General features: G+C 49.1%; 9 protein-coding genes. 4 read left to right on the top strand and 5 right to left on the bottom strand.

Annotated features, from left to right (window positions below; all coding sequences use genetic code 11):
* Positions 1-85 precede the first annotated feature (85 nt).
* Entirely contained in the window at positions 86-703 is a 618-nt protein-coding gene (locus ACY2RQ_RS11770; protein ID WP_490113171.1) for a putative adhesin, read from the bottom strand.
* A gap of 296 nt (positions 704-999) precedes the next feature.
* Entirely contained in the window at positions 1,000-2,721 is a 1,722-nt protein-coding gene (leuA, locus tag ACY2RQ_RS11765; RefSeq protein WP_490113170.1) for a 2-isopropylmalate synthase, read from the bottom strand.
* A gap of 386 nt (positions 2,722-3,107) precedes the next feature.
* On the opposite strand from leuA, the gene ACY2RQ_RS11760 reads away from it, so the two are divergent.
* A complete protein-coding gene (locus tag ACY2RQ_RS11760) occupies positions 3,108-3,596 on the top strand; it encodes an Lrp/AsnC family transcriptional regulator (RefSeq protein ID WP_490113169.1) in 489 nt (162 codons plus the stop codon).
* A 42-nt stretch (positions 3,597-3,638) separates the two neighbouring features.
* Here the strand turns inward: ACY2RQ_RS11760 and ACY2RQ_RS11755 are convergent, their stop codons facing one another.
* On the bottom strand, positions 3,639-5,303 hold the full coding sequence (locus ACY2RQ_RS11755; RefSeq protein WP_490113168.1) for a protein kinase domain-containing protein: 1,665 nt from the start codon (positions 5,301-5,303) through the stop codon (positions 3,639-3,641).
* A 656-nt stretch (positions 5,304-5,959) separates the two neighbouring features.
* Between ACY2RQ_RS11755 and ACY2RQ_RS11750 the strand changes: the two genes are divergently transcribed.
* On the top strand, positions 5,960-8,293 hold the full coding sequence (locus ACY2RQ_RS11750) for a DNA topoisomerase (protein ID WP_490113167.1): 2,334 nt from the start codon (positions 5,960-5,962) through the stop codon (positions 8,291-8,293).
* 145 nt (positions 8,294-8,438) lie between these two features.
* Positions 8,439-9,974 (top strand): hypothetical protein, encoded by a 1,536-nt coding sequence (locus tag ACY2RQ_RS11745; RefSeq protein WP_490113166.1) that lies wholly within the window; start codon positions 8,439-8,441, stop codon positions 9,972-9,974.
* Here the strand turns inward: ACY2RQ_RS11745 and ACY2RQ_RS11740 are convergent.
* Positions 9,934-11,169 (bottom strand): SGNH/GDSL hydrolase family protein, encoded by a 1,236-nt coding sequence (locus ACY2RQ_RS11740; protein WP_490113165.1) that lies wholly within the window; start codon positions 11,167-11,169, stop codon positions 9,934-9,936. The genes ACY2RQ_RS11745 and ACY2RQ_RS11740 overlap by 41 nt on opposite strands.
* A 108-nt stretch (positions 11,170-11,277) precedes the next feature.
* The gene (locus ACY2RQ_RS11735; protein WP_490113164.1) at positions 11,278-11,886 is read right to left on the bottom strand and encodes a LysE family translocator; all 609 of its coding nucleotides are present in this window, start codon (positions 11,884-11,886) and stop codon (positions 11,278-11,280) included.
* Positions 11,887-12,162: 276 nt separating this feature from the next.
* Here ACY2RQ_RS11735 and ACY2RQ_RS11730 point away from each other — a divergent pair, with 276 nt between their 5' ends.
* A complete protein-coding gene (locus ACY2RQ_RS11730; protein WP_490113163.1) occupies positions 12,163-13,107 on the top strand; it encodes a DegV family protein in 945 nt (314 codons plus the stop codon).
* The last annotated feature ends 48 nt before the right edge of the window (positions 13,108-13,155 follow it).

Below are 13,155 nucleotides of genomic sequence, written 5' to 3'. Positions count from 1 at the left end.
GTTCTCCGGCACCGGCGCCAGAGCTTATATACAATATGGCAGGAACGGTCGATAGCAGAAATAATGTTCTGCACATACCATAAGGCTAGTTGGTAACCTTTATGATATTTCCTTTCTCATTGATGATGCAGTCATACTGGGGGGAGCGGATAAAGGGATTGCTGGAGGCGCGGCAAAAGGCGCAAAGTACAGCGCTGTATGTATGAGTACACAGAGAGCCTCCGGCTATACCTTCACGTTCAAGTTCTTTAACAAAGTGAACTACATCCTGCAAGGATGTTCCTTTGAACGAATACCAGGGTTTTTTGTCGATGGTAACCATTGCAATGGGGCGGAAGTCCTCCAAAGTATTTTTTGCTGGATGCCCCTGCTTGTTGGCATCTATCCAGGTTTGAAAATATATCGCCGCTCCGTTAATCAGTTGTTCTGATTCTTCAAAGTAACTCAGGTCGTAGTTCGGACAGTTTGAACCGGGTTTGTATATTTCGTAAGGGTAAACTTTTAGTTTGGCGAAGTTAATGGGATTGATGTCCACGAGTGAAGTGCCATCCGGACAGTAAAACCAGATGTCCATATTACGGGGTACAGTAAATGCGCTTCCGGCTTTCGTGCCATGGGATGAAATCAGCAATTGAGCAGCCGGGAAGTTAGGGTTGTAGGTAAGTGTTACGCCATTGCGGCTGATTGTTTGACAAAAGCTCATACTGCAGACTCCAGGGAAATTATTAATCTCTAAATGGTTTTTCTGCGGATGTAGCACAAAGCTAAACAGGAAACACCCGGAAGATGTAATCACATAGCGTGATGACATCATGTTAAAATCCAGGCTCGCAGGATAGATCATTCAACTTTAAGACGGAGATATATCCGGGATATATAAAATAGTTTCTGAGTTTGTTCTTCTCTGTTAATTGCCATAGAACGCCATTATGGCTATGGGGTAGAAAAAGGGAGCTCACCAGCCGGGTATGCGGACGACGATTGTGAGCGGGATTTTTCTTAAGCTACAGCCTGTCCGGATTCCAGTGACTGGTTGGCTGCTGCGAGCATGGCTTTTAACGACGCCAGCACGATATCCCTGTCGATTCCCGCGCCACAGTACCGCTGGCCATTGATGCTGGCATGGACATAGCTGACAGCCCTGGCATCGGAACCGTTGCCGAGGGCATGTTCGCTGTAGTCGAGAATGTCCATCTGTATTCCGAGTCTTTCCAGTCCACGGGCAAAGGCATCCAGTGGGCCTTGTCCTGTCTGGTTGATGGACAGGGTGCCATCAGCGCAGTGAAGATCCAGCTGTACGGAATCCCCTTTATCTGTGTGCTGGAGCTGGTAATTACCCATCTGGTAAGTACCGTCAATGCACATAAACCGGCGCTGGAAAATATCCCAGATCTGCCGCCCGGACATTTCCGCAGAGTTGTTTTCTGCTTCCTCCTGCACTGCCGAGGACATGGCAATCTGTAGCCAGCGGGGAGTCTGCAGTCCTTGCTCCTGTTCCAGGACAAACGCCACGCCACCTTTACCAGACTGGCTGTTGATACGAATAACTTCCTGGTAATCCCGGCCAATATCCGCCGGATCGATGGGCAGGTATGCCACATTCCAGGGAGCTTCGGCCTTGCGAAGGTTCAGGCACTTGCGGATAGCGTCCTGGTGGCTGCCGGAGAAAGCGGTGAACACCAGCTCCCCAAACCAGGGGTGGCGGGGGTGAACCGGCAGATCTGTGCATTCGGTATAAGTGCGGATAATTTCATCGGAACGGGACAGGTCCAGCTGAGGGGCAATGCCCTGGCTGTACAGGTTCATGGCCATGGTGATGATGTCCATGTTGCCGGTACGCTCACCATTGCCAAACAGGGTGCCTTCTACTCGATCCGCACCAGCCATAACCGCCAGTTCGGCAGCGGCTACGGCACAGCCACGGTCGTTGTGAGTATGGACACTGCAGATGACTGCTTCGCGGTTTTTCAGGTTATCGATAAACCATTCAATCTGGTCGGCAAAGACATTAGGTGTGGACATCTCCACCGTAGCCGGCAGGTTAAGAATGACAGGCTTTTCCGATGTAGGCTGCCAGATCTCCATAACGGCATCACACACTTCAACGGCAAAATCCAGTTCCGTGCCGGTAAAGCTTTCCGGGGAGTACTCGAAAACCCACTCTGTGTCCGGATGCCTGCGGGACTCATCCATCACCATACGGGCACCGTCACGGGCAATTTCAAGAATGCCGGCGCGATCCCGTTGAAATACCTGTTCACGCTGCACCCTGGATGTGGAATTGTACACATGCACAACTGCACGACGACAGCCTTTCAAGGCTTCAAAGGTGCGGGAAATCAGATGCTCCCGGGCCTGTGTCAGTACCTGGATGGTGACGTCTTCAGGGATACGATTCTCATCAATCAGCAGGCGGACGAAATCAAAATCAGGCCCGGAAGCGGCAGGGAAGCCCACTTCAATTTCTTTAAAGCCGATTTCAACGAGTTGCTGAAAAAGACGACATTTCTGCTCTACAGTCATGGGCTCTATTAGAGCCTGATTGCCATCACGAAGATCAACGCTGCACCACTGGGGGGCCTGTTCAATAACCTGGTCCGGCCAGCGGCGATCTGTTTTTCTCACTGGAGGAAACGGGCGATACTTTTTATGGCTAAACTTTTTATGGCTAAATGTGGTATGGCTAAACGCGACCTGTCGGTTGATTTCTGTCGTTTTCATAGAGGAATCCCCTGCTAATCCCTGCAACCACTAACCTGAAAAGACAGGCCGAAAATAAAGAAGGCTGGCATTTTGGAACCAGCCTTTCACGTATTCTGTTTTCTCTGAGCCTTTTGTGCTTCCTTTTCGCAGTCCCGGTAAGACCACTGACCAACCATGTTCGCTTGTGGCGGTTAGGTTCTTCCAACTCTCTATGAGACCTGTAAGGCAGTTCTCTCTGAAGGGTTGGGGTGTCACTTGTGGCGACGGAGATATAATAGAAAAAAACAAGAGATGAATGATTGCTAAAGTAGCGTCAATATGGCAATTGTTGACAATAATGCTCTCACTTTGTGGTTATTTTTGGCATATTATTGTTTTATGGTTTGAGAAGAGAGCAATAATAAATGGCTTTTGATCGTTATGACTTTCGTATTCTCGAAGAATTACAAAAGAATGCCCGGATTACCAACCAGGAGCTGGCTGATCGTATCGGCCTGTCCCCCTCACCCTGCCTGCGCCGGGTCAAGGCCCTGGAAGAGAGTGGAATTATCGCTGATCATGTCACCAGGCTGGTGCCGGGAGAGCTGGGGCTGAAGTTGACTGCCTTTATCAATATCAGCATGGATCGCCATACACCGGAGCGATTCGAGAATTTTGAGAGGCATGTGCGTGAATACCCGGAGGTGATGGAATGTCACCTGATTACCGGTCAGGCGGCGGATTATATGCTGAAAGTGATGGTGCCGGATATGGAGTATTATCAGGAGTTTTTGCTGAACAAGATCACGCCACTGGAAGGGGTGACCGGTGCCCATTCCAGTTTTGTTCTGCGGGCACCGGTCAGCCGAACCGAATTGCCGCTGGTTCACCTTGAACGGAAGGGGAAAAAATAACGCAGCCTGTTTGAAGAACAGGCTGCATTGAGTTTATAGCATTCAGTATGCTGGCTTGGTTTGCAGGAAAGGATGCTTCAGCAGAGTTTCAGGTGAGCTGCGTTCTTTCGGGTTGATTTTCAGCATGCCTTTCAGGAAGTCTGCAAATACAGGCATATTGTTGAACAGACTGTTTTTGAGCTTTGAAACCAGCCAGTCAAAATTACGATCTTTTCCGAAACCATCCCACACCTCCCTGTTCTGGGCCTGGCAGCTTTCCCCCAGACCATGATCAACATGAAGTTCTAAAGCAGATATTCCCAATGACCAGATATCGGTGATTTTCGAAAACTTACCGCTTCCCAGTTTATCCATGCTGACTTCGGGGGGGGCATAGGACGGAGACATGTTCAGAGCCAAACCCTTGCCGCTGGCATCAAGTTTAGGACTGCCTCCAAAATCAATAAGCCTTACCTTCATATCTTTATCAATCACCATATTGGATGGCTTAAGGTCAAAATGGGCATATCCGGCATTGTTCAGATCCTTAAGACCAAGCAGTGCGCCTTTAATAACCTGTCGTAACTCATCCATGGATTTGATTTTATGTTTGTACTTGGGACCTTGTGCGGTTAGAGCTGCGTTAGCTTTTGCAGGGTCCTGACGAATAAGCTTCAACAGTGAGAGTGAATGGTAGCCAAGATCCTGGCCACTATCTTCCATCAGCATTACCAGTTTTGCGGATGATGAACCGGCATTTTCAAGCCAGGCATCATGAAGGTTGCCGATATGGTCGCTTTTCACATTCTTTAGAAGGGACATCTCCATAGCACCCTGGACTGCATATCCCAGAAGTGCTCTTCGGATATCAACCGGCATTTCTTTCCTGATCCATATTTTTCCGTTGCTGTCTTTGACCCTTGATGTTGTTGCGCCATTGTTATCCCAAAGCACTTCAATAGTTTCATACTTACCCTTGAAGTATTTCAGGGGAAGATCCAGGGCAGCGCCAACGGTTGCGTCTGCAAGGTATGACAACTCTCTGTTGATTATGTATTCGCCAATATGGGCAAGGCTTCGGGACATCCTGTATTGGCCAGAATCCCTTCGATGGTTTTCATCATCAAGGGAAGAAGAACCAGATATAACGATTGACCCAGGGTAACCCGGATGCCAGCTGGTGTTATTCAGAACATGCAGGAATGTCGGGCTGTCAGCGGACGACATACTGAATGTTCTGGTTTTACTTTCTGCCGTGTCTATAGCCGTCAGGCCCGATAAAGGGGAGCATACAGCGTTTGAATCATGAATTTTTGCACGGATGCAGTGAAGTCCTTCCGGCTCCAGAATTGAAAACAGGTCTTCATCGTGGATGGGGTGCTTATAGGATCTTTCCAGCCAGCGGGGCAGGAACTCTTGTTCATAAGCGGTGCTATAAAGCTCGGAATCTTCCCAGGTTCCGCCTTTGGTGTGTGTAGACAGCATGATGGCTTCACCATACCCGGGATATTCGATGTGAATAGAGTCAAGATTATTTTCCAGAGCATCATTCACCAGCATGCCTAATGATTTATGCCATGGGGATGTCAGGGCATTCAGGTCAACTGGCCTTAAGGGGGTTATTTCCAGTTGCAGACGGTAGCCTTTTTGAAATGTGATTTCCCGGGTGTGAATAAGGAAATCAATAAAAACGGAGCGATCAAGGGGGCTGCCAACATAAATGGGCATTCTGCCCTGCCTCTTGTATCCGGCAGTATTAAAGGCTCTTTCTATTTGCTGACTTGCAATATTCCTGAGCTTTGGCAGCTGGTATAAGAGGTACCAGAGGTTTGTGGCAAGTGGTATACCCAAGGTGGCATAAGCGATAAAAGATTTATTTCCAAAGTAGGAGCGGGCGTGGTGTAGTGTCATAAATATCAGGTGATGTACAAGCTTCCGATAAATAACTTCCCCTCCAGCCCTGAGCAGCGTTGATACCATTGAATCTGGAATCTGCACTCCTGGAATAAAGAGCGTGCGTGCTCCCAGGGTCATATATGTTCCTAAAGGCGTAACCTGAATTGCGGAAGCCTCCGGCATTCGGGGTTCGGCTGTATCTAAAGCAAATATATTCAGGCTAAGCAGGGACAGGGATACAACAAGGCACAAACGTATACATATATTTCTCATAGTCTATGGCCAGAGAGTAGGGAAAGAAGGAAAAGATTAGTTAATAGTTCTGAAAGTGAAGGCCAGAAATGCAATCTGTAACATACAAAGTACAGATGCTTAATCAAAGACAGGCACAGCAATAAAACACATCAAAAATTTTCCTTTTTTGCGGAGATGAATTAACTTAGACAACTGTAAATATATACAGTTATACAGGCTTTGTTTCTTCGCACATGACAGCAAGAAAAAAACATAACAGACAAAACGGTTCCTGCCAGAACCGTAGCGGAAGAGAAAGCGCGCCTGGTAAGACCGTTAAACCTATTGTTGTGCTGGCCGAAAAGCGGGACCAGGCCCGGCAGATTGCTGAAGCCATGGGTTGGCGCATTCACGGGGATTACGGCTCCGGGCAGCTCAACGGCAGGCCGGTAACCGTTGTGTGGGCTTCCGGGCACTTGCTGGAACTGATGGAGCCGCAGGAATTGAAACCCGATGCCAGCTGGAGTAATCCTTCAACTCTGCTGCCTATTCCCTGCAGCTTTGATATCCGGGTCAGTAAACCGGGCAAGGGTCGCAAAGGAAAAACACCCGCCCAGTATCTCAAAGTTATCCGCCAGCATTTAAAGGGTGCCGGGGAAGTGATTGTCAGCACCGACCCGGACCGGGAAGGCACAGCTATTGCCTGGCATTTATTAGAACACTGTCGCTTCCATGGCCCTGTTCGCCATGCCTGGCTGGTGGACGGACTGGATAAATCGGCGGTTAAAAAAACCTTCAGTCATCTGAAAAGTGGTGAGGAGATGAAGTCCTGGTTCCGTGCCTCAGAAGCCCGGGCACGTTCAGACTGGGCCTACCAGTTTGTGGTCAGAGCACTGACCTGTTACGCACGCCATGGAAAGATGGGAAAGCATCTTGGCCAGGGGGGTGGCCGGGGGTCAGTTGTTTCTGTGGGCAGGGTTCAGACACCAACGCTGGCTCTGGTGGTAGAACGCTGCCGGGAAATCCGTAATTTTGTTCCTAAAGATCACTTTTTGATTAATGGCCACTTTGATCTGGCCGGACAAACTATCACCGCAAGATATAACCCCCAGATCAGTCAGAAAATTATTGACGCCCTCCCCCCGGGAGTGGAATGGGAGCCTTCAAAAAAACTGGTGCGGGAAGGGGTTCCTGAGCCACTGGATTCCCCTTTATTTGTGGGGGAAGTCGAGGTGCAGGCTTTTCGAGAACGACTGCTGGCCGTTGGCGACCGAGCAATTGTTGTGGGTAGCAAAACCCGTGAGCTGAAACGTCAGCCGCCCATGCCCTGTGATCTGGCGGAATTTCAGGTGGAAATGCATAAAGCTGCGGGTTTAACGGCTTCTCAGGCCCAGAAGCTGCTTGAGAAACTGTACAACGATGGACTTGTAACCTACCCGCGCACCGAGCATGCGGAACTGCCTCTGTCCCTGTATGAGGCGGGTGAGCGTAATCCTGTTCTGGAACATCTAACCAGTATTCCCGCCGTCGGCCAGGCCGCAGTCCGGGCGCGGGATATCCATAATGGCCAGGACACGTCTTACGCATCATTCCGGCCCGCGTGCTTTACCAGCAAGCCCATGGAGCACTATGGCATTATTCCCACACAGAAAGCAGCCCAGATAAACCGTATGTCCCGGCAGGAACAGCAGGCTTACGAAATTGTAGCAAGGCGTTATGTACAAGCGCTCTGGCCTCCGGCACAGATACGGGAACAAAAGCTGGGTATTGCTGTTCCCGCCCGGGATATGCTTGGCCATGAGTACAGCCGCTTTACCACAACCCTTAACTGTGTACTTGATCCAGGCTGGCAGCAGGCATTTCCTGCTGAAAGGGAAAAGCTTTCCGATGTTCAGCCAATACCCGTACAGAAACATATGCCCGCTCCTTTGCGGGACGTGGATTTGCAAACCCGTACCACCCGGCCGCCACCCTGGTTTACCGACCGCTCACTGATTAAGGCGATGAAATCCGTTGGCCGCCATGTTAAAGACCCTAAACTGAGACGATTGCTTCGTGAGAGTGCGGGAATCGGCACGCCAGCCACCCGAAGCAGTATTCTGGAAACTCTGTTAACCCGGGAATTTATCCAGCGCAAAGGCGGCCGGCTGGAGAGTACAACCAAAGGTGAAGCCCTTGTGGATGACCTGCCCCCATGGCTGGTGCAGGTGGAGACAACCGCTGTCTGGGAAGACTGGCTGAACCGTATCTGTGAATTGCGTAGCGATGACACCACCGCAACCGAGCAGCGCAATAAATTTGTGGGTAAACAGCTGAATCGACTGGAGGAATATCTTAAAGAACTGCAATCCCGCCATGGTCCGGTATCCGGAAGTGCGTCCCGTGGTAACGAAATCTCTGGCCCTCGTAAACCAACAGTGAAAATGCTCAACTTTGCCAAGGCTATTGCCAAAAAGATAAACCAGTCTTTACCGGAAGGAGCTGATAAGGATGGTCGTATCTGCAGCCGTTTTATTGAGTCCAATAAAGCGGCTCTTGAGAGCAAAAGCCGGGAGAAAAAGGCAGCCCCCAGTCCGGAAACTGGCTAGCCTGGAGAAGGGGCAGATAACTCGGGAACTGGATTGGTAAGTAGCTCTGATACAAAGCCTCCACAAAATAAAACCATCGTTCTTATTTGGCCTCACTATATTGTTCTGGTAATCATTGTTCCGGTATCAAGTAACACCGAACCCTATGGCTGTTTTTTCCACTTTGCGTGCAGGTATCCTGATCCTTCTGGTGGCAGTGAGAACTTGCAGTCTGTGGGCGGCTGATGTCCGTTATGGTGATATTCCTGTCGAACCCGTGACCAGTCTTGACGCAGATTGGGGGGCGGATCACATTCCCGGTAATGGCTGGCTTCTGCCGAACTCTGCCAGTAACAGGACCGGGACTTTTGTTCGTTCAGGTAACCGTATCCTGTTTATGGATGGGATAAGCAGTGACCTTTGGAGCAGGATTTACACATCTGCAATTTATGGTGGTTTGATTCCTTCTTTCGTTCTTGGTTCGGCTTATTTGCTGATGGGCGCTACCGGCTCTTTGGGGGGGATAAGTCACACTGTAAACAGTGCAGCTGTTGTGTATGCATGGTTCTGGCAGTTGAGAAACCTTTATAACAATGGTTGGGGGGCAGGAAAGGCTTATCTTGGTGCCCAGTTTCTGGGGGGCATAGAGAGTTATTATCACACTGGAACAAGACTGGTTAACCTGACTTTTGAATTGACCTTCCTGAGCGCAGCTGCGGCATCAGGCATACGTTCATTTCGGCGCTGGTACTGGCAGCAGATGGTGGATGGTGTTGCAGTACAGCTTCCTGCCTGTCTGGCGGAGCGGGCATTTATTGATATACAGGATAATGACCGGACGATGGGAGGCGTGACCACGCGCATACACCGTATTCCCCGGATATTGCGCAGGGACGACAGAAAGTCCGGTCCCCCTGAATGCGTGCCCTGGCGACCATTGCTGAATGTTATGGATACTTTGCGAATAGACAGGATAACCCTGAAGGCCGGTGAAAACGGTAGCAGGTTACTGGCCGGGTTTCTTGACCATAAATCCAGACAAGCTGGAAAAATTATCTTCAATTCTGAACTGGGCGATACAGGCACTCCCTGGCTGGAGCATCAGATTGCCAAGAGACAGAGCCGACATGAAGTTGATGATTTTCGCACCCTGCTTCACCCAAAGATTATAGAGCAGGTTCATGAAGCTTTGGCCTGTTACAAGGCGCTTTCTGAAGGTTATGCACAGGAATGCCAGGGTGGAACCCTGTACCGGGCAAGCCAGGAAGGGAGAGAGTTTGTCTGGTCCCCAAATGAAGCAAAGCTGGATATGGAAACCTGGGTACAGCAGCATCCAGGAGTGGCTGTGTTTTATCTTGGGCGACCGGGTTGTGGGCCCAAATTGTCATGGGAAGGGCCGGGAAGCCCTGTGTTACGATTACGCCCTGATAGTGAAACTGATCCCGAAGTCATCAGTCAGTACTGGCTTGATGAAAAGAACAGTCTGACTTTGTCCGGGCAGCTGGATTACTTTGTCCGTTACCTTCCCCATTATCTAACGGGACAGCTGGTATCCCGTTTCATTCCACTGGAGAAAAAGCCAAAAGTAACCGGCACCATGAAGGAAACACAGGGTAGAATGAATAAATACGCTCCAGGCTGGTTATCCAATGTTTACTCTGTTACTGAATTGCTGAAATGGCTTCTAGCTGGTCAGAAATAACGGTCTTTTCCACAGCGGGTAACGCCTGCAGAGTTTCCTGATCCGGGCACTCAATCTGGTAGCCGGAATCCCTTACCAGGCGACAGATATGACCCGATGCGATTTTATGCACACGGGTTGTGGCATGCACCTGATCCCAGAACAAATACTCATCGGGGTTACTGCATACGGAGGCTTTGGACATGTCGAAAATGGACACCATGTTTTCATCCCTGTCACAGCCCGGCAGGTAAACATTGATGCAGGGCTTGTGAATTTCCTTGAACTTATTGGCCGGGTCATAGGCAATTTCCCGGAAGATATGACCGATATCTCCCATTATTAACTTCACTTGGGGCCAGGCTTTGGAAAAGGTGGCGGCCAGTTTTTTTACATTGGCATTATGCTGTCTGCCCCAGTTTGTGACGAGGTCTCTGCGGGGGCCTTTGTGGAAGCAGGGGGCCATGGAATAGTCGGGTACCAGCCCCCAGAAAATATGTCGTGCTCCGGCATTGATGAGATCCCGGATTTTACTGAATTGCCGTGAAGGAACTATCAAGGTATCACTAAACCCGTTCAGGTAATCATTTCCACTGAAATACACTGCATACATGGTATCCGGGTTCAGTCTGGGCCTGTTCTGCAAAAATACATCAACCACATGGCTGAAACTGGGGGGCATAACTTTGCCCTGGAACATCAGCCTCAGGTTGGGCATCTGCTTTTGGTTCCAGAAATGGCGCAGGGCATCACCGAAGGTTGTGGTCCAGCTGGCACCAAAGGCCAGGTTTAAATACTGATTTGGGTCTTCACGGTTAAGACCGAGGTAATCGACAACGTATTCCGCTGTACTCGGCCCGTTGGAAAAGAAGCCGTTGTAGTAAGGTGCTGATGGAAAGCTGGGAAAGGAAACAAACTGTGGGCCAACCGTACCAATAATGGTCGACAAAGTATCCTGAAAAAAGTCCAGAAACATATTTCCCTGGTAATCTTTTCCAAAAGGGTCTGGCAAACCCTGGTAGTAGTGGCTGAGCCGCCAGGTATTGCCGTTGTCGGAGAGGCTGTCCCCAAAAACCACCAGGCCTTTAATGGGAATCGCCTCTTTGGCAGAAGTTTGCCCGCAGACCGGTAAAAGCAGCACGATAAAAACAGCCAGTTCACGAAGTGCTGACCGGAGCCAGAAAAGATACGGTTTGTCGGTTATGCTATCTGCCATGGTGTACCGTCGCTGGTTAAGACGGATAGCAGCCTAGCACCTGTTATTTATTTGTCAGGTACGCTGTGTGGTCATTTATTTTTGGAAACCCATGGATTTTTATCGTTATTACTCAAGTACAACCAGCAGTGCCGTTCCTACCAGCAATAAGCCCATGATATAGCCGAACAGGCGGCGGTGCTGGGGGGTTGAAAGTACACGGCTCATAACGCTGCCAAATCCCACCCAGATGGCAATGGATGGAAGGTTGATAACCGTCATGATAATTACGACGATGGCCGCGTTTTCAACGTAATAAGGCCCGTGCTCAGGAAAGATACTCAGGGATGTGAGCGCCATCATCCATACCTTGGGGTTCATCCACTGCAGCATAAATGCCTGCCGGAATGTTACGGCATGGTGCAGGTGCCCGCCATCCAGGGCTCCTCCAAACGCGCGGGCAATACTGATGGCGAGATAGATAAGGTAAGCAAAGCACGCCCACTTAAGGGTTTTGGGCAGAAGTGGGTGCAGTTGTATAAGTTGACCAATACCAAGGGCAGTGATAACCAGAACCAGGAAGATACCAAAGTTCACCGCGAACATGGGAACCAGGGTTCGTCTGGCTCCAAAGGATATGCTGGAACAGGCCAGTAACAGGTTGCTGGGACCGGGGGTTGCTGAAGCGACAAAAGAAAAACCCACGACTGCCAACATAGTGGTTGCAGACATCAGCATAAAAACAGCTTCCTGAAAAGTGACGTTTGTGAAGTGTTTGTATAGCGGAAAATGGCTTGTATATATGACTGATGTAAAGTCCGGAGTAATTGTTATCCATGCAACAACTGTCGTTATTTGGAGGGCTGGCAAAACGCTCTCTGAAATATCAGACAGATGACAACAATATGCATACGATATAAAGTAAAGTAAGCGCTAATTTTTTCCCGTAAATGCTCCTTCAGGCCGAGTGCCACCAAACTAAGTGGACAAAATAATAAAAAAGGAAAAAACACAATGAAATCAGTACTCGTTGTTGATGCAGGATGTGAATTATCTTCGGATTACATTAAAGAGAAAAACATTGTTGTCCTGCCCCTGAAAATTCAATGCAAAGATGAGATACTGATTGATGATCGGAATGAGACCTTTATATTGGAACAATATAAATCTGGTCGTCTGGATATCAGTCATGACGCAGATATTATTCCTCCCAGTGCAGAGGAGATTGAGGCTTTTGTTCTGGAGTCGCTGGCCGTAGATTACGATTACATCAGTATACAGACAGTCTCCAAAGCGAATAATCGGGTCTACGATTGTGCTCTTGAAGCCGCTCAGCGTATACCTGTCAGTTATAAAACTTTTCGGGAAACTGCCGGAGTTTCCGGTCAGCTCAGCCTGCGGGTATTTGATACCCGAACGGCTGGTGTTGGCCAGGCTCTGATTGCCAGATACACCTGTGATCTTATAGATGCCAATACACCTCGTTCTGAGCTTTACAACAAACTTGAAGAGTTCCAGAAATACGTTTGGACCTATGGCATTCCAAAAGATGTTGGTTATGTCCGTGAGCGCGCACGTAAACATGGCGCAAAAAACGTAAGTGCTTTCAGTGCATTCTTAGGAAAAGTTCTGGATGTTCACCCGATTATTGCCATCCATCAGGGGGAAAACACCCCGGTGGCCAAAATTCAGGGAAGGGCCAAGGCTGTTGATAAGCTGCTTAATTATCTGATTCGCTGTATCAATGAGAAACGGCTGATTACCCCTGTTATCTGTTTGTCCTATGCGGGCCCTCTTGAGAATGTGAAAAAGTTGGAGTATTTCAAAAAGCTGGAAGTAACAGCCTCAGAGAATAGTGTGACTCTCCATCTGGCTGTTACCAGTCTTCCTATAGCCCTTGCGCTCGGTCCAGAAACTATTGCAGCTTCTGTAGCTGTCCGGAGTAATGATTTCTCATAATCTGATTACAGACACTGTTACGGTTTTAGCGAAACTTCGTACTAACAG

It is taken from the genome of Parendozoicomonas sp. 209JJ7-1 (assembly GCF_058147085.1).
This window is presented reverse-complemented; position numbering and strand designations above follow the sequence as displayed.